This window comes from Embleya sp. NPDC008237 (genome assembly GCF_042956465.1).
Lineage (GTDB): Bacteria > Actinomycetota > Actinomycetes > Streptomycetales > Streptomycetaceae > Embleya.
This window is the reverse complement of sequence record NZ_JBIBGL010000017.1, coordinates 54,766-72,342: the sequence shown is the minus strand read 5'-3', so window position 1 is coordinate 72,342 and position 17,577 is coordinate 54,766. Positions and strand designations below refer to the sequence as shown.

Below are 17,577 nucleotides of genomic sequence, written 5' to 3'. Positions count from 1 at the left end.
GCGCGAAGCTTCCTCCGTGCAAGGGGCGGTGTGGCCGCCGGGGTGATGGGTGAAAACCCGCGCGGTACCTGGCTCAGCCCTTCACGGCGCCCTCCCCGACGCCCTTGAAGAAGAGCCGTTGCAGGCAGACGAACAGGACGAGGATGGGTACCAGCGCGATCATCGCGCCGGCCGCGATGGTCCGCGGATCGGCGGAGAAGGTGCTTTTGAGGTAGGACAGGCCGACGGTGAGCGTCAGGTTGGACGGTGTCTGCAGGACCAGCAACGGCCACAGGAAGTCGTCCCATGCGCCGATGAACGTCAGGATCGCGATCACGGCCAGCGTGCCCTTGACGTTCGGCAGACCGACGAAACGGATCCGCTGCAGGACGGTCGCGCCGTCGATGACCGCGGCCTCGTCGATGTCCTGCGGGATCGACAGGAAGGCGTTCCGCATCAGCAGGACGTTCAGCGCGCCGATCATGCCGGGCAGGGCCACCCCCAGCAGCGAGTCCCCCAGGCCCAGGCGGGTGATGGTCTGGAACTGGGAGATGATCGTGACCTCGGCCGGAAGCAGCAGGGCGGACAGGAACAACCCGAACACCAATCCCCGGCCCCGGAACCGCAGCCGGGCCAGGGCGAATCCCGCGAAGGTGGCTCCGACCAGATTCCCGGCCACGCAAAGGACGGCGACCACCAGGGAGTTGGCGGCGAAGTGCCAGACCGGGATCGTGCGGGCGACCTCGCCGTAGTTGTCGAATGTCGGGTGCTGCGGCAGGAACTGCGGCGTGGCCGCGTAGACGTCCTCGCTCTTGCTCTTGAGCGAGGTCGACAGCTCCCACAACAGCGGTCCGATCGTGATGAGCGTGGCGAACAGCAGTGTCGTGTAGCGGAACACCAGGCCGGCAGGGGTACTGCGGCCGAAGGCGCGGGAGCGCCGGCCCCGGTCGCGGCGGCCCGCGGGACCGGCCGACCGCGGGCGGCGCCCGGATGCGGTGGCGCGGGCAACGAATGTGCCGCCGACGTGATCGGCGTGGTCGGCCCGATCCGCGTGTTCGTGGATGGTGCTCAGCGCTCCGCCCTCCGGTTGAGCAGGACCAGAAGTGCCATCGGCCCGATGGTGATCACGAACAACAGGACGCTGAGCGCGGAGGCGTATCCCACTCGGCCGTCGCTGCCGGACACGGACTGCTGGATCAACATGACGACGGAGACGTCCCGGCCGCCGACGCCCCCGGTCCTGCCGCCGAGGATGTACAGCTCGGTGAAGACCCGCATGGCCGACACCGTCACGAGCATCGATGCCAGCAGCATGGTGCCTCGGACCCCGGGGACGGTGACGGACCAGAACCGCCGCACCGGTCCCGCGCCGTCGACCGCCGCCGCCTCGTGCAGCTCGCGGCGCACGTGTCCCAGCGCCGACAGGTAGAGGATCATGTAGTAGCCGAGGCCCTTCCAGACCGTCAGGGCGATGGCGCTGAACAGCAGCAGCCACCTGCCCGTCAGGAACGGAATCGCGGAGTGGATCAGATCCGCCTGCTGCGCCAGTCCGTTGGCGATTCCGCGGTCGTCCAGAAGCCACTGCCAGATCAGCGCGACGACCACGGCCGAGGCGATGACGGGGAAGTACAGGACGGTTCTGAAGAACGCCATGAACGGCAGGTTCCGCTCCACCAGCAACGCGAGAAGCAGCGGCAGCAGGGTGAGCAGCGGAACGCAGACGGCGACGTAGACGAGACAGTTGACCAGGGCGTCCCGCAACTGCGGGTCGTCCAGTATTCGTTGGTAGTTGCGCAATCCGACGAAGTGCCCGCCGGTCAGGGTGTGGACGTTGGTGAAGGACAGCACCCCGGTGTTGACCGCCGGCCACAGGCTGAACAGGGCCAGGAACGCGAACGCGGGGAGAACCAGCAGCCATGGCGTGTACCAGCGGTGGGGCCTCATGATCTCCTCATGGGTCCGGGACCGCCGACGGGCAAGGGGGAAGGCACCCGCCGACGGCGCACGGGGGCGGGTGTCAGTCGCTGAGCAGTTGGTTCGCCTTGGTGACGGCGTTGTCGAGCGCCTGCTTGGACGATTGCTTCCCGGTCATCGCGAGTGCGATCTGTTGGTTGAGGTAGGTGTTCATCGCGTCCGTCCACCCGGGGGGCGTGAAGTTCACGGCGCGCTGCATGCCCTGGTACGCGAAGGCCGTTGCGTCGCCTTGGGGTGTGCCGTCGCTCCTGCTGTACACCGGGTCGGCGGCCGCGGCGGCGGTGCCGGGGAGGTATCCCTGGGCAAGCTTGACGAAGGCCGTCTGGTTGGCGTTGTCCGTCGCGAACCTGGCGAATGCCAGCGCCAGCGGCAGGTTCTTGCTCTTCGCGGCGACGGAGATGCCCTGCACGTACAGCGGTGGGGTGTCCAGGGACGGCGAGGGGACGACCTGGGCGGCGAGTGTGGGATTGGTCTGCGCGAGGCTGTTGATGTAGTTGCCGGCGCCCGTCGTCCACGCCACCTGCTGCTTGGAGAACAGCGTCGAGTTGCCCTCATAGGTGTCGGTGAGCACGTTGGACGGCAGGTAGCCCGCTTCGAACGCCTTGGTGTACTGGTCCAGCATCGCCTGGGCGGCGGGGGTGCTGAAGTCGAACCTCTTCCCGTCGGCGGTCATCAGTTTCGTACCGGAGTTGACGATGTCGGAGAGGCCGGGCGCGCGGCTCATCAGGAAGTCCTTGCCGCCCGACTTGTCGTGCATGATCTTGGCCTGGGCGACCAGGTCCTCGAAGGTCTTCGGCGGCTTCGTGGGGTCGAGCCCGTTGCGGGTGAGCATGGTCTTGTTCCAGTAGCTGACATCCGTGCCGAGGTACCAGGGCAGTCCGTAGGTGGCGTTCGCGAAGTCGGGGAACGTGTAGGCGTCCAGGCCGCTCTTGACGTAGTCGGCGGAGAGTGTGGGCACGTTCTTGGTCAGGTCGAGCAGTGCGCCCACCTTGGCCATCGAATGTGCGATGTCGGGCGGCAGGTTGACGACGTCCGGGAGGCTGCCGCTGGTCACCTGGCTGCTGACCTTGGTCGAGTATCCGTCCCCCGGCTGGTCGATCCAGTTGATGGTGGTACCGGGGTGCTTCGTCTGGAAGTCCGCGATGAGCGCGGTGAAGTAGGGCGTGAACTTGTCGTTCTTCAGCGACCAGGTCTGAAACGTCACCGAGCCCTTGAGCGGGGTGTCCGTGGCGACGGTCTTGTGGTCGGCCCGTTTGTCACCGCCGCCGACACCGCAACCGGCCAGGGGCAGCAGAACCGCGACCGCGGCGAGCGTCCCCGCGAACTTGAGTCTGAAGTGCATGAGCGCCAACTTTCTCGTCGGACCGAAAGGGCGGTGCATGGGGATGCCGGGCTGTGCCCGAAAAACACTGCAGAAAGCGCGTACCACAACGGGACGCAGGATTTACAAGGCGAACCCGGAGAGAAACTAAAGCGCTATAGCCGGTGAACGAAACTATGGAACGACCCCGGAATGCGTGTCAAGACGCGGCGTGGAGGATCCCGTCTCGCCGACAGGTCGGGGCCACGCCGTGACGCGCGCGGGCAGCCCCGCCGCGGGTCCCCGTCCCGGAACATGCGAAGCCCGTACGGCGACGAGCCGGGGGATCGCGCCGATTCGCGCCGAGCCAATCCCCGGGCCGCCGGACGCACCGGGGACGGGCGCCGCGGGAGCGCCGATCCGGCCCGGCCGGCACAGGACCCGGGGCGGCCTCGGCCCCGCCTCAACCGCGCGGTCGAACCCGCCGCGCTCCGGAGGGCGCTGCCGTGCTGCCGCGGGCCACCAGGGTGGGCAGGGGATCCGGGACCACGCTCGCCGGGCCGCCGTCCAGCAGGCGCAGGAGCTGCTCCGCCGCATGGCGGCCGTAGGCCGCGGTGTCGCGGACCAGGGAGGTCAGCGGCGGATGCGCGGTACGGCACAGGACGGAGTCGTCCCAGGCGACGATGGACAGGTCCCGCGGCACCACCAGCCCGCTCTCGACCGCGACCGCGAGGCCCGCCATGGCGAGTATGTCGTTGTCGTAGACGATCGCCGTCGGGGGCAGCGGTGCCTCGAGGGCCCTGCGGGTGGCCTCGGCGCCCTCGGCCTCGGAGTAGTCCGTGGGCACCGAGGTGACGTCGACCAGGCCGAGCCGGGCCGCCTGCGCCCGAAGCGACTCCACCCGGCGCCGGGTGTGCACCAGTGCGGGCAGGCCCGCGATGTGCAGGATCCGGTGATGGCCGAGCCCGTGCAGGTGTCCGACGATCGATGCCATCGCGGCCGCGTCGTCCGCCCACACCGTGGAGATGCCCGGATAGGCGGGCGTGTGCGTGGCGAGCGTTCCGATGACGACGGCCGGCAGACCGAGTTCGTCGAGCAGCCGCGGGCGCGGGTCGTCCAGTCTCGGATCGACGACCAGCAGACCGTCCACCCGGCGCTCCGCCCACCACCGGCGGTAGACCGCGCACTCCTCGGCCACGTCCTCCACCACCTGGAAGAGCAATCCCAGGTGGCGCACGGCAAGCGACTCCTGGATACCGGAGACGAGTTGCAGAAAGAAGGACTCCACTTCGAGCGTCCGCGCGGGCCGGGCCAAGACCAGGCCCACGGTGGCCGCGCCCTCGCCGGACAGGGCCCGGGCCGCGGTGCTGGCCCGCCAGCCGAGTTCCTCGGCCACTCGTCGAACCCGCTCACGGGTCGTGGGTGAGACCCCGGGACGGTCGTTGAGAGCGAAGGAGACCGCGCTCTCCGACACACCCGCCCGCCGGGCGATGTCCTTCATCGTGGGACGGCGGGCCGGCCTCCGCCGACCGGGCTCCGGCGGGTCCGTGGCATCCATGGCGCGAAGCCTACCCCAGCCGCATCACCCGGGTAATGCGCTTGATCCGGTGCGCACTAAAGCGAATTAGTTGAACGGCCTCAACGCCGCCACCTCGCCTGTTGTCGGCATCGGGGAATTGGTGCGCAAGAAACCGTTGACAGCCCCGATGGCAGCCGCCAATCTGACGTTCGGCTCATCCGCACCAGCCCGGCGACCCCGCCGGGTTCCCCGGAATCGGTGGCATCCTCGGCCCCGCCGGCCGCAAGAGGTGCCGTGCGCGACCCCCGGAACCGCCAGATCTCCCACACCCGACGCCGTCAGCGCGTCGACAAGAATGAGGGCAGGGCCGACATGGAGCCTGGACCGCCGGAGCCACCCGGCCAATCGCGGTGGCTGGACGCGGAGTTCGATCGATTGGTGACGTTCGCGCGGGGTGCGCGCCTGGCCGGCGGCGGGTTCGGCCGGCTCGACGACGTGGGTGTCGCCTCGCCCGACAACACCGTGCACACCTGGATCACCGCGCGGATGACCCACGTCTTCGCCCTCGCCCACCTGCGCGCGGTTCCCGACACCTCGCCGCTCGTGGACCACGGGATCGCCGCGCTGTCGAGCCTGCTGCGCGACGGCCGGCACCGTGGCTGGTACGCGTCGATCGATGGCGCCGGCCGGCCGCTGACGAGCGACAAACGCGCGTACGACCACGCCTTCGTCGTCCTCGCCGCCGCGAGCGCCGCGGCTGCTGCGCGTCCCGGCGCCGACGAACTCCTCGCCGAGGCACTGGCCGTCGTCGAGCGCTGCTTCTGGAGCGAGGCGGAGGGCGCGTGCGTCGAGTCGTGGGACCGCGCGTGGACGACGTGCGAGGCCTATCGAGGTGCGAACAGCAACATGCACGCCGTGGAGGGCTTCCTCGCCGCGGCCGACGTGACAGGCGAGCAGGTGTGGCGGACGCGCGCGCTGCGCATCGCCGAGCGCGTCGTCCACGAATACGCCCGGGGCAACGACTGGCGGCTGATCGAGCACTTCGACACCTCGTGGCGGCCGATGTACGACTACAACCGCGAGCGTCCCGACGACCCGTTCCGCCCGTACGCCGCCACGGTCGGGCACTGGTTCGAGTGGTCCCGTCTCCTGGTCTCGCTGGCCGCGTGCGTGCCCGACCCGCCCGGATGGCTGCTCGACGACGCCGCCGCGCTGTTCGCGGCCGGGGTTCGCGAGGGCTGGCACGTCGACGGCCGCGCGGGGTTCGTGTACACCGTGGACTGGCACGGGAAACCGGTCGTCCGCACGCGGATGCACTGGGTCCTCGCCGAGGCCGTCATGGCGGCCTCGGCCCTGTACGGGGCGACGGGCGACCCCGACTACGAACACTGGTACCGAACGTGGTGGACCTACGCCGACGTCTTCCTCCTGGACCGGGCCCGCGGCAGCTGGCACCACGAACTGGACCCGGACAACCGGCCCTCGGCCACCGTGTGGTCCGGCAAACCCGACGCGTACCACGCCGTACAGGCAACCCTGCTGCCCCGACTGCCGGCCGCGCCGTCCCCCGCCGAGGCGTTGCGCCGCGGCCGCTCGGGCCAAGCGTCATGAGGCCCTCACGGAGCCCTGGCGTCGGGGAACCGGAAGGGAAGGAACGCCGGATGCGCCGGCCGCCCGAGAGGACCGGCAGGACCGATCCGACACCCTCTGCGCATGCCCGCAGCCGCACGACCGTGCGGGATGTGGCCTCGATCGCCGGTGGGCGCGTCACCCCATCCCCCATGCGCGGCGGGCTCGTTCCGCGTGGTTTCGGGAAGGTCGGCCCGTGATCACCGTGGTGGGCGAAGCCCTCGTCGATCTCGTCCGACCCGACGGCGGTCCCCCGGTGGCGCGTCCGGGGGGAAGTCCGGCCAACGTCGCGGTGGGACTCGGGCGGCTCGGCGCGCCGGTGCAACTGGTCACCGCGTTCGGGCGCGACGCTCACGGCGCCCTGCTCGCCGAGCATCTGGCGGCGAGTTCGGTGACCGTCCTCCCCGGGTCGGTGCACGACGGCCCGACCGGCGTCGCACGGGCCCGGGTCGACGATTGCGGAGTGGCGTCCTACGACTTCGACATCACCTGGGATCCGGACGGGACCCTCCCGACAACCGACTGCACGTGTTTGCATACGGGTTCGATCGCGGCGACGCTCGCACCGGGCGCGGCCGTCGTGCGCTCGCTCGTCGAACGGGCCCGGGAATGGAAGTGGGGACAGGGGCGCACGAGCGTGTCGTACGACCCGAACTGCCGTCCGTCGCTGATGGGCGATCCCGCATCGGCCCGGACACGAATCGAGTCGCTGGTCGCCCTGGCCGACATCGTCAAGGTGAGCGCCGAAGACCTCGCATGGCTCCACCCCTCCCGCCCCTTCGCCGACGTGGCCGCCGACTGGCTGGACTTCGGACCCGCCATGGTGGTCGTCACTCTCGGCGCGAAGGGCTCCTACGGCCTGTGCCGAACCGGCGCCGTATCCGTTCCCGCGACCCCGATCACGCTCGTGGACACGGTCGGCGCCGGCGACGCCTACACCTCGGGCATGCTCGACGCACTCCACCGCCGCGGCATCCTGGGCACCCACGACCCCGCCACCCTCCTGCACCCGAACCTGCTGACACAGGTACTGGCCGAGGCATCCCTGACCTCGGCCCTGACCTGCGCTCGCCCGGGCGCCGACCCGCCGACCGCGACCGACGTGGCGGCCCACCGCCCCTGAGCACCCTTCGACCAGGGGGTCGGACATCGCCTTCCCCCTTCGGTGCGGCGTGCCCGGAATCCGACCGGGCGACGCGACACCACCGGCTCCTTCGGCGCTTTCGAACAGGTCGGGCGCCGATTCCTACGACGGGAGATCGATCGACCATGTCGAAACTGCTACGGCGCAGAGTGCGGACAGCCGCGCTCGCGCTCTCGACCATCGCGGCCCTCGCCTTCGGCGCGACCGCCCCGACCGGCGCGTCAGCGGCCCCCGCCCCCGCCCCCATGAAGCAGGGACCGACCTCGGTGGCGTACGTCGAGGTGAACGACCAGAGCATGCTGAACGTGGGCAAGTACACCCTCGCCGAGGGCGGCGGCAACGTCTTCGACGTAGCCGTGATCTTCGCGGCGAACATCAACTACGACACGGACACGAAGGCGGCCTATCTGCACCTCAACGAGAACGTGCAGCGCGTTCTCGACAACGTTGCCACCGAGGTCCGACCGTTGCAGCGCAAGGGCATCAAGGTCGTCCTCTCGGTGCTCGGCAACCACCAGGGCGCGGGCTTCGCCAACTTCCCCTCGCAGCAGACGGCTTCGGCGTTCGCGACACAGCTGTCGGACACCGTGACCCGGTACGGCCTGGACGGCATCGACTTCGACGACGAGTACGCCGAGTACGGCAACAACGGCACCGGCCGGCCCAACAGCAGCTCGTTCGTGCACTTGGTGACGGCACTGCGGGCGAACATGCCGAACAAGATCATCAGCCTCTACAACATCGGCCCGTCCGCGTCGCGCCTGTCCTACGGCGGCGTCGACATCTCCTCCAAGTTCGACTACGCCTGGAACCCGTACTACGGCACCTGGCGGGTCCCCGGCATCGCCCTGCCCAAGTCGAAGCTGTCACCGGCGGCCGTCGAGATCGGCGGAACCTCGCAGAGCACGGCCGCCGGCCTCGCCCGCCGCACCGTCCGCGAGGGGTACGGCGTGTATCTCACGTACAACCTCGACGGCACCGATCGCAGCGCCGATGTCTCCGCGTTCACCAGGGAGTTGTACGGCAGTGACGCCGTCTACACGCCGTAAGGCGGCCGTGCGCCCCGGCGCATGGTGCACTCTCGGGGCTCGTCGCTTCCGATAGGGAGACCACTCGCGCAAGCCGCGCCTCGACGACGATGTCGGGGCGCGGCCCTGCACGACGGCGCGGAACGGTACGAATCCTGCGACCACATGGTGTGTGCGTTCATTCGCGAACCCTCACGATGCGGCGAGAGTGCGGGAAGTGGTCGATCACGAGGGCGGCGAGGCCGGCGGAGTTCGACGGCCTGAGTCGCGAATGGGCCGCGCGGAGGCGAATTGCGCGGACTCCACTGCGAACCCGGCGAATATCGGTCCCTGCCCCCGCACACGCGCCCACCCGACACCGTGCGTTGAACGGGAGGCCGGCGACGAGCAGCGCGGCGGCGCCGGCCGCGACCTGCGTCCTGGTGGTTTGCGACGTGGACGGTGTTCGTGACGTGGATCGTCGAGGGTCGTGCGATGCACAGCCTCGCCGAGGGGCGCAGGAAGCTGTCCGCGTCGACGACGCGCCGACCGTCGACTGTGTGGGTGGAGTCTTGTGGTCGATCGGGGAGATCTCGGTAAGGGGGTGCCAAGGGCAACGGCCACGGACAGCCGGGCGCGGCGGCCCGTCGGGTCGAGGGGCGTGCAAATTCGTCCGGTCTGGTTCTCCTGTGCGGATCAACTTCCATGCCGAGCCCGATCGAGGGTCGGGTACGTCTGCATGTCGACCACCCGTCGGGAGTCGGCGAGCCGGGCTCGAAGCCTCCTCCGTGCGGGGGCCACGACGTGTGGCGCCCCCGCGGTGTGCCGTGCGTGATCGACGGCGGTCACCTCACGGCCGGTGTCCGGAAGGGCCGCTACCCGCTCTTCCGCGCGCGCGATGCGGGCGTGGTCTTCGTGTTCGCCGGGTGCGGGGGTGCCGCGCCGGGGGCGGGGGCGGTGAGTGCGGCGGTGCCGATGGCCACCAGGTTGACGACGAGTTCGTCGGTCGTGAAGCCCAGTGGGGCTGAGGTGTCGCCGCTTCGGGCCCAGTCGGCGAGTGCGCCGGTGGTCATCGCGGACCAGGACAGCACCCGGAACTCCCGTACTGCCGGGGGGAGATGGGTGAGGTGTTCGTTCAGTCGGGCAAAGAGCCAGTGCAGTTCGGGAGCGGCGTCGTCGGGGATGAGGGTGGCCGCCGGCAGGCCGCGGTCGTGGCGCATCCGGTCGACGATGCGGATGCGGTTCCGCCCCGAGGGTGTGGAGAGCTGCGCGGCGAGCGGAGCGACAAGGGCGTCGAGGATGGCCGGGATGTCGGGCGGGCCGGAAGTGTCGCGCAGCCGTGCGACCAGCGCGGCACGCAGGGGGTCCACGTGCGCGTGGTGGCGTTCCAGGACGGCGTCGAGGAGGCGGTCACGGGAGCCGAAGTGGTAGTGCAGCGCGGACTTGTTGGCCTGCCCGGCGAGGCGGTGGATGTCCCGGAGGTTCGACTGGCCGATGCCCTGTTCGGCGAAGACCTGCTCGGCGGCGTCGATGAGCAGGTTGCGGGTGGCGGTCGCGTCGCGAGGCATCCGTCCAGCGTAGCGGCAGGTTTGGTGGTGTGCGGCCGGCGGTGGGGAGGGGGTTCGGGCGGTGCGGGTTCCCTTGACTCGTCATCCGCGTCGTGCCTTACTGAGGCCGTGCCTTAATTAAGGCGTTGCCTCAGAACGTTGTGTGAAAGGGGAGGATCATGACCGACACCCTCGTCGGACCGACGAACGCCTCCGACGCGTGCTTCGCCGCGTGGGAGCGGTTCTGCGCGGAGCTGGTGGACCTCGGACGCACGGTCCGCGACGGCGGCCACCCGGATCCGGCGGAGGGTCTGCGCCACCTGAGCCGGGTGGCGGTCCACGCGCTGCAGTCGGCCGTCGAGCATGGCGACCCGGCGTTCCCGACGTTCCACCGATTCGACGACGACGTGGTCAAGTGGGGCGGCCCGAACGTCGACAACGTGTACCTGCGTGCCCGCGTCGACGCCGACTACGGCTATCGGCTGACCGGGAACCTCGCCGGCGTGCGGAACGTGATCGTGTCGCTCCCCGAGGGCGACATGCAGTTGAACCAGTACGGCGTGTTCGCCGAGTGCGACATCGACGCCCTGGACGTCGCCGCGGACGGGTCGTTCGAGTTGGTGGTCTCCGCCGCACCGCCGGATCGCTACACCGGGCCCTGGATGAGGCTGGACGAGCGCGCGCGGTACCTGTCGATCCGGGTGTTCGTGTGTGATCTGGAAGCCGATCGCACCGGCGAGTTCGTCATCGAGCGGATCGGCTCGGCGGGGCTGGCCCCGGTGCCGCTGACATCGACGCGGCTGACGGCCCGGCTCACCGAGGCCACCGTCTGGCAGCGGGCCACGATGGAGTACTGGGGCCCGTTCATGAACACCGTCTACGAGCGAGCGGGCGGCGCGAACCGGATCTCGCCGCCCGGCTCGGTCCCCGGCGGCGCGGACGGCATCCGCTACGGCGGCGGCGTCTACGACCTCGGACCGGACGAAGCCCTGCTCATCGAGACCACCGTACCGGACGCGGACTACTGGAGCGTCATGCTCTACAGCAGCCCATGGTTCGAGTCGCTCGACATCCACAACCGGCAGAACGCCCTCAACGGCCAGGAAGCCCACGTCGACGACGACGACATCTGCCGCATCGTCGTCGCCCACACCGACCCCGGCCTGCCCAACTGGCTCGACACCGAAGGCCGCGCCACCGGACACGTGTCCTGGCGCTGGGTCTGGGCCCGCACCGCACCAACGCCGGTCGCCCGCGTCGTCCCGCTTGCCGACCTCGACCGCCACATCCCCGCCGACGCGCGCCGAGTCACCCGCGCAGAACGTGCCGCCGCCCTCGCGCGCCGCCGCGCCCACTTCGCGCGCCGCTTCCGCCGCTGACCACCGCCCGCCATCCCCCACCCCGTTTGCCGGACGCTCCGACATCGATGCGAGGACCCACACATGTGCGCAGCCAGACACGCCGACCGTGCAAGAACCGCCGCCGCGGCGGTGGCCGCAGCAGGGCTGCTGGCCGTCACGGCCTGCGGAGGCGGGAGCGGAAGCGGGTCCGCGAGAAACGGAGGGCACGCCGGGACCGCGGCGCCCCGGACCGGCGGCTCGCTGACCATGCTGGCCACGGGCGAGGCCAACTCCCTCGACCCGTTCGGCGCCAACTACGGCGGCGCGCCGGCCGACAACGCACGGATGGCCGCGCTGTACGACCCGCTGGTCTACCTCGACCCCGAGTCCAACACCGTCAAGCCCCACCTCGCCGAGGCCCTGACCAGCACCGACGGCGGCACGACCTGGACACTCAAGCTGCGCCCCGGCGTGACGTTCTCCGATCGCACCGCCTTCGACGCCGACGCGGTGCGCATGAACTGGGAAATGCATGCCCAACCCGAGACCCGCTCACAACACAGCGTCGCCGCCACCGGCCTGACGCTGCACGTGGCCGATCCGCTCACCCTTCGGATCACCCCCGCCGCGCCCAACCCGAGCTTCGACCGCACCGTCGCCGCGGACCTGACATTCGTCGAAGCCCCGTCCGTGCTCGCCAAGGGACCGGACGCCTACCGCAACCAGCCCGTCGGTGCCGGGCCGTTCACCCTCACCCACTGGACCCGAGGGACCGAGCAGATCTACCAGAAGAACCCCGCCTATTGGCAGAAGGACAAAAACCTGCCCCACCTGGACCGAGTCAGCATCAAGGTGATCTCCGACATCGCGCAGCAGTACAACACGCTTCGCTCCGGCGGCGCCGACGTCGTCATCGGCGCCGAGGCGCTCCTCGACCGTGCGAAGAACGGCCTCGACAGCCGACCGGTACGCGCCAACGGCGGCCAGGCCGTCCAGTTCAACCTGACCCGGGCCCCGTTCGACGACGTCCGGGCCCGCCGCGCGCTCGCACTCGCCGTCGATCCGGCGGAGATGGCCAGAACCCTCAACCTCGGAGCGGTCCCGGCCCGCGGCTACTTCACCACCGCCTCACCGTTCTTCGCCCCCGACGCCGCCCAACCGGCGCACGACAGGGCCGAGGCGCAGCGCCTGTTCGACGAACTCGCCGCCGACGGCCGCAAGACCGAGTTCACCTTCGTCATCCCCATGGCGTCGGTGTCGAACAAGGTCGCCGAATACCTCCAGAGCCGGCTCAACCGGTACCGCAACGTGTCCATGCGCATCGAACCCCTGGAGATCGCCGCGTACGTCACCCGCGTGGTGGTGCAGAAGAACTACCAGGCCACCCTCTACCAGGACTGGGTGATCGACCCCGAACCCCGCACCGGAAACGCGTTCACCTCCACCAGCCCGCAAAACCTGACCGGTTGGAAGAACCCGGACGCCGACCGCGCCCTCCAGGCCGGCCGCGCGGCCACCGACCCGGCCGCCCGCAAGGCCGCCTACACCGACCTGCAACGCGTCCTCGCCGCGGACCTGCCGATGTGGGTGTACGCCGAATCGTCCCAGGGCCCGGTCTTCACCGACCGCGTCGCCGGCGTCGAACTGTTCAACTCCGGATCGGTGCTCATGGACCGCATCGGTCTCGCACCGTAGGAGCCGGGCGGATGGGCGTCCGGCTCAGCGGCCCGGCGCCCACCCGACGACGCCGACGTTCGCCACCCGTACGCACACATGACAGAGGTGACCGTGACCGAAAAAGTCCTGCTCGAGTACGACGGCCCGATCGCCACGATCACCAACAACAACCCGGACAAGCACAACGCGTTCGACGACGACATGGATCAGCTGTTGTGGCAGATCCTCACCGAACTGCGCGAGCGACCAGACGTCAGGGCGGTGATCTGGCGCGCGGACGGCAGGTCGTTCTCCTCGGGCCGCGACGTGGGCGCGATCGGCGGCGGCCGGGTGACCGTGACCCACCACGAGCTGATGACGCGTGGGCACCGCGGCGTCCAGCAGATGTTCGACCTCGACGCCCCGATCCTGGTGGCGTGCAAGGGCTGGTCGATCGGCGCGTCGTTCCAGCGCGCGCTGCTCGCCGACATCCGGGTGGCCGCCGAGGGCGCGCGGTTCATGCTGCCGGAGACCACCCACGGGGTGATCCCGGACACCGGCGGCGTCGGGCGGCTGTTCCAGATCTGCGGCCACGGCGTCGCGTCAGACCTGGTGCTGACCGGCCGGCCCATGGACGCCGCCGAAGCGTGGACGCACGGCGTGGTCTCCCGCGTGGTCCCCGCCGACGACCTGGACTCCGTGGTCCGCGAGATGGCCGAAAAGATCGCCGCCGTCCCGTTCGCGACGGTCAAGACCGCCCGCCGCGTCATCCGGCACCTCGCCGAGCCGCAGATCCGCAGCTCGATGGCCGAAGAGCTGATCGCCCAGACCTATCTGAGCAGGTCCGACGACCTCGCCGAGTTCCGCGCCGCGCGCGCCGAGAACCGCCCGCCGCACTACACGGGAAGCTGACCGATGACCGACGAGAGCAAACCCGTGCCTGCCCGCGCCTACCCCGGCCTGCCCGAACCCGCGCCGCCGGGCGCCCGCGCGCTGCCACCCGGCACCTACGACGGAACCGTGGTCCTGGTCACCGGCGGTGGCACCGGCCTGGGCAAGGCCATCGCGACCGAATACGCCCGCCTCGCCGCCGACATCGTGGTGGCCGGCCGCAAGGACGACCACCTCAACGCGGCTCGCGAGGGCCTCGAAGGGCTCGGCGGCCGGGTCGCCACGGTGACCTGCGACATCCGCGACCCCGAGCAGATCGCCGCAGCCTTCGACGCCGCCGAGCAGCGCTTCGGGCTGCCGCACATCCTGATCAACAACGCGGCCGCCAACTTCCCGGTGCCGGCCGAGGACATGTCGCCCAACGGATGGCGCACCGTCGTCGACATCACCCTCAACGGCACCTACTTCTGCGCCCGCGAGTTCGCCCGCCGACACCTCGCGGTCGGCACGCCGGGCTCGATCGTCAACATCGGCGCGTCGTACGCGTGGACCGGCGGACCCGGCTTCGCGCACAGCGCGGCCGCCAAGGCGGGCGTCAAGAACATGGTGGAGACCCTCGCGGTCGAGTGGGGTCCGTACGGCATCCAGGTCAACGGACTGGTCCCCGGCCTCTTCCCGCACGCCGACATGACCGCCGACATCCGCAGCAACGTGGACCGCAGCAGCGAAAAGGACCCTCTGCAACCCGCCCTGCGGGTCGGCCGGGTACGCGAACTGGGCTGGGCGGCCACCTTCCTGACCTCGCCTTACGCACGCTTCATCTCCGGTCACACGCTGGTGGTGGACGGCGCCAACTGGCAACGCCGTGCGTTGCTCAACCCGCCGGTGGTCACGGTCCGCGACCAAATGCGCAAAGGACCGTTCACGCCATAGAACGCACCGCGACCGGATATGCAGCCGCCTACGGCGCAATCGTCGCTGCCGCGGGCGGACTGCGGTCACGGCGGCATCGGGAGGTCGCCGCCGACCTGGGCCGGGCGGCCCCTCCACTACCCAGTTGCCGGCCGACGCGCGGGACGTGAGTACCCGTCGTGCGCCTTACGCGAGGCACCGCGAAAAGCGCGGATGAATCTGGATTCCTCGATCGCCGGCGGGCTGCGACCGGCGAGACTCGCGGGCCTGTGGCGGACGGACGTCGGTCGGCCCGGGGAACCGGCGAACCACAGGTCGACGAAGCCGCGACCCTCATGACGGCCGCATGGTCGTCTTCGGTGCGCTGGAGGTCGCCGCGGCCACCTGGCAGGTGCGGCAGGGCCGCGATCAGCGGCTTGAGGGCGTGCAGGTTCTCGGCGAGGTCGTATCCGGGGTCGACGAACGAGGCGCGCGAGGCGTGGACCTCGGTGGGGCCGTCGTCCGTGGCCGGGGCGTCGAGGGAGGCGGCCGTGTAGCCCGCGGCGGCGGCGAGGCCTTCGACGACTTCCTCGACGCCGATGCCGAGCCGGTGGGCGAGTTCGGCCGACGTGGGTTCGCGGTCGTGTTCGGCGGCGAACGCGTCGCGGGCCCTGGCCCGGCGGCTCCGGGGCGAGCCGAGTCTCCTCCGTGCCGGCCACCCGGGTGGGCTCGGCCCCGACCACCCGGGTCGGCACCGCGTCGTCGGTCGCCGGTTCGGTTTCGATCTCCAGCAGTTCCACGGCCCGGCGGGCGGTCGACTCCACCACCAGGCCCGGCAACCAGCCCGGCACGAACAACCGCTGCGGATCGCCCTCGGGCGCGAGCGCGGTCACGACCTGATCCGCCGTCGGCCGCTCGGCCGGATCCTTCCGCAGGCACGCCTCGATCACCAGGTGCAGCGAGTACGGCACCCGGGACAGGTTCGGCTCGTGCCCGATCACCCGGTACATGTGCGCCTGGTCGTTGCCCTCGCCGAACGGTCCGACCCCGGTCGCCGCGTGCACCAGCACCGAACCCAGCGAGAACACGTCCCCGGCAGGTCCGACGTCGAGACCGTTGGCCTGCTCCGGCGACATGAACGCGGGCGAGCCGACGGATACGCCCGTCGTGGTCAGCGCGGTGGCGTCCGCCGCCCGAGCGATGCCGAAGTCGATCACGCGGAGGCCGTCGAGGGTGAGCAGCACGTCGGACGGCTTGAGACGCGGTGCACGAGCCCGGCGTCGCGCACGGCCACCAGCGCCGCGGCCGGCCCGGCGATGAACCGGGTGACCAACCACGGCCGCGCCGCCTCGGCGTCCGCGTCCAGCACTGCCCCACCCCGCGAAGGTCCGGCCGCGCTCCGTCCTTGTTTCTCCTCGACCAGTTCGACAGCGGCCCTGTCGAAGTGCATGGAGTGGACGAGGCCGCCCTGCGCATCGCTTGCCGGGCCGGGCGCGCGGTCGGGTGCGTCGGTGGGTAGGCTGCTTGCGGCAATACGCCATTCACATCACGAAGTTCGTCAGCGCCGGGTCGGTCGGTGGAGTGTGCTGTCGGGCTCGCTCGGCATGCGAGTTCGACGCGACTCCGCCTCGGCGGTGTGCGTTCGTGTCTCGGATCCGAGCCTGTCTCGGAAGGACCACGATGACCACCGACCACCACGTGTTCGACGACGGCGGGTACACGCCGGACGCCGAGCGGGACACCGCGATACTGCTGGACGCCTTCGTCGCGCACATCGCGAACGCGGTCCGCGAGCGGGCACTGCCGGACCGGCTCCCGGCCGACGTGATCGCGCTGCACCACGAACTCGAGGCCGTCAACGCGCACCTGATCGACGACGAGCCGTCGCGGCACAACCTGCGGATCACCCTCGCACTGGTGGCGGCGTACCGCGTCCTGCTGCCGCATCTGGCCCGCGACGAGGCCGTCGCCGTGGTCCGGGACGCGATCGTCGAACCGCTCGGCGCACTCACCGAGGCGGCCACCGCGGCGATGCTCGACGCCGCACCCGACCCGTTCGCGGCCATGGTGGCGATGTCGAAGTCCCGCGAGAAGGAGTCCTTCGGGCGGACGTTCGCCTTCGTGCGTCCGGCGGACGACGATCGACGCTACTTCCTCGACATCCACCGCTGCTTCTACCACGACGTGCTGGTCGCCAACTCCGCTCCGGAGTTGACGCCCGCGATGTGCGCCTTCGATCTCAACTGGATTCGGGCCATCGACCCGGCACGGCACGGTCTGCGCTTCGATCGTGCCGGCACCATCGGCCACGGCGATCCCCACTGCGCGTTCCACTTCCACCGCACCGACTCACCCGAATCGTCCCGCGACTGAGGACGCGACGACGTCGCCGGCTCGACGACCGTCACCTCGGGGGGAACGGTCGTTGGGCCGGGCGTGCCGGCAAGCGTCTCCTCGTCGAGGGTCGGCCGCCACCGATCGGCCTGCCGGCCGGACCGTGCCAAGCGCTCGGTGGGCCGGTAGTGCCGACCACCGGCGAGGGCCGGGCCGTGTCCGGGATGAGTGCCGGCCGTTCGGCGGTCTCGTCCGTGGCGAGCGGTGAGTACGCGAGACGGGCCTTCAACACGCCCAGGAACGCGGCAACCATGTACGGACTGCGGTGGGCGAGAATTGCGACGGGAGGCCGCCCGCTACCGCGAG

At 70.5% G+C, this 17,577-nt stretch carries 15 protein-coding genes and 1 pseudogene; 8 read left to right on the top strand and 8 right to left on the bottom strand.

The window, feature by feature from the left end:
* Window positions 1–73: 73 nt before the first annotated feature.
* The 4 genes from ACFZBU_RS35895 to ACFZBU_RS35880 form a co-directional block, all read right to left on the bottom strand.
* The gene (locus ACFZBU_RS35895; protein ID WP_391587926.1) at window positions 74–877 is read right to left on the bottom strand and encodes a carbohydrate ABC transporter permease; all 804 of its coding nucleotides are present in this window, start codon (window positions 875–877) and stop codon (window positions 74–76) included.
* Window positions 878–1,047: 170 nt separating this feature from the next.
* Entirely contained in the window at window positions 1,048–1,923 is an 876-nt protein-coding gene (locus ACFZBU_RS35890; RefSeq protein ID WP_391587925.1) for a carbohydrate ABC transporter permease, read from the bottom strand.
* A 73-nt stretch (window positions 1,924–1,996) separates the two neighbouring features.
* On the bottom strand, window positions 1,997–3,295 hold the full coding sequence (locus ACFZBU_RS35885; protein ID WP_391587924.1) for an ABC transporter substrate-binding protein: 1,299 nt from the start codon (window positions 3,293–3,295) through the stop codon (window positions 1,997–1,999).
* 421 nt (window positions 3,296–3,716) lie between these two features.
* The gene (locus ACFZBU_RS35880) at window positions 3,717–4,811 is read right to left on the bottom strand and encodes a LacI family DNA-binding transcriptional regulator (protein WP_391587923.1); all 1,095 of its coding nucleotides are present in this window, start codon (window positions 4,809–4,811) and stop codon (window positions 3,717–3,719) included.
* Window positions 4,812–5,210: 399 nt separating this feature from the next.
* Here ACFZBU_RS35880 and ACFZBU_RS35875 point away from each other — a divergent pair, with 399 nt between their 5' ends.
* The 3 genes from ACFZBU_RS35875 to ACFZBU_RS35865 all read left to right on the top strand — a co-directional run bounded on the left by ACFZBU_RS35875 (window position 5,211) and on the right by ACFZBU_RS35865 (window position 8,594).
* A complete protein-coding gene (locus ACFZBU_RS35875; protein ID WP_391587922.1) occupies window positions 5,211–6,383 on the top strand; it encodes an AGE family epimerase/isomerase in 1,173 nt (390 codons plus the stop codon).
* 214 nt (window positions 6,384–6,597) lie between these two features.
* On the top strand, window positions 6,598–7,524 hold the full coding sequence (locus ACFZBU_RS35870) for a carbohydrate kinase (protein WP_391587921.1): 927 nt from the start codon (window positions 6,598–6,600) through the stop codon (window positions 7,522–7,524).
* A 146-nt stretch (window positions 7,525–7,670) separates the two neighbouring features.
* On the top strand, window positions 7,671–8,594 hold the full coding sequence (locus ACFZBU_RS35865; RefSeq protein ID WP_391587920.1) for an endo-beta-N-acetylglucosaminidase H: 924 nt from the start codon (window positions 7,671–7,673) through the stop codon (window positions 8,592–8,594).
* 833 nt (window positions 8,595–9,427) lie between these two features.
* Here the strand turns inward: ACFZBU_RS35865 and ACFZBU_RS35860 are convergent.
* Window positions 9,428–10,120, bottom strand: coding sequence for a TetR/AcrR family transcriptional regulator (locus ACFZBU_RS35860; RefSeq protein ID WP_391587919.1), 693 nt, complete (start codon window positions 10,118–10,120; stop codon window positions 9,428–9,430).
* A 158-nt stretch (window positions 10,121–10,278) separates the two neighbouring features.
* Here ACFZBU_RS35860 and ACFZBU_RS35855 point away from each other — a divergent pair, with 158 nt between their 5' ends.
* The 4 genes from ACFZBU_RS35855 to ACFZBU_RS35840 all read left to right on the top strand — a co-directional run bounded on the left by ACFZBU_RS35855 (window position 10,279) and on the right by ACFZBU_RS35840 (window position 14,919).
* The gene (locus tag ACFZBU_RS35855) at window positions 10,279–11,478 is read left to right on the top strand and encodes a DUF1214 domain-containing protein (protein ID WP_391587918.1); all 1,200 of its coding nucleotides are present in this window, start codon (window positions 10,279–10,281) and stop codon (window positions 11,476–11,478) included.
* A gap of 63 nt (window positions 11,479–11,541) precedes the next feature.
* On the top strand, window positions 11,542–13,134 hold the full coding sequence (locus tag ACFZBU_RS35850) for an ABC transporter substrate-binding protein (protein WP_391587917.1): 1,593 nt from the start codon (window positions 11,542–11,544) through the stop codon (window positions 13,132–13,134).
* Between the two features lie 93 nt (window positions 13,135–13,227).
* On the top strand, window positions 13,228–14,007 hold the full coding sequence (locus ACFZBU_RS35845) for an enoyl-CoA hydratase/isomerase family protein (protein ID WP_391587916.1): 780 nt from the start codon (window positions 13,228–13,230) through the stop codon (window positions 14,005–14,007).
* Window positions 14,008–14,010: 3 nt separating this feature from the next.
* A complete protein-coding gene (locus tag ACFZBU_RS35840; protein WP_391587915.1) occupies window positions 14,011–14,919 on the top strand; it encodes an SDR family oxidoreductase in 909 nt (302 codons plus the stop codon).
* A gap of 28 nt (window positions 14,920–14,947) precedes the next feature.
* Here ACFZBU_RS35840 and ACFZBU_RS35835 read toward each other — a convergent pair whose 3' ends face one another.
* The 3 genes and pseudogenes from ACFZBU_RS35835 to ACFZBU_RS35825 all read right to left on the bottom strand — a co-directional run bounded on the left by ACFZBU_RS35835 (window position 14,948) and on the right by ACFZBU_RS35825 (window position 16,327).
* Window positions 14,948–15,745 carry a sigma-70 domain-containing protein gene (locus ACFZBU_RS35835; protein ID WP_391588057.1) on the bottom strand — a complete coding sequence of 266 codons (798 nt, stop codon included), beginning with the start codon at window positions 15,743–15,745 and terminating at the stop codon, window positions 14,948–14,950.
* Window positions 15,746–15,818: 73 nt separating this feature from the next.
* Window positions 15,819–16,094: pseudogene (locus tag ACFZBU_RS35830) on the bottom strand (serine/threonine protein kinase); the annotation flags it as partial.
* Window positions 16,091–16,327, bottom strand: coding sequence for a hypothetical protein (locus tag ACFZBU_RS35825; RefSeq protein ID WP_391587914.1), 237 nt, complete (start codon window positions 16,325–16,327; stop codon window positions 16,091–16,093). The gene ACFZBU_RS35825 and the pseudogene ACFZBU_RS35830, both read right to left, overlap by 4 nt.
* Before the next feature lie 230 nt (window positions 16,328–16,557).
* Between ACFZBU_RS35825 and ACFZBU_RS35820 the strand changes: the two genes are divergently transcribed.
* A complete protein-coding gene (locus ACFZBU_RS35820) occupies window positions 16,558–17,250 on the top strand; it encodes an L-2-amino-thiazoline-4-carboxylic acid hydrolase (protein WP_391587913.1) in 693 nt (230 codons plus the stop codon).
* Window positions 17,251–17,577: the final 327 nt, after the last annotated feature.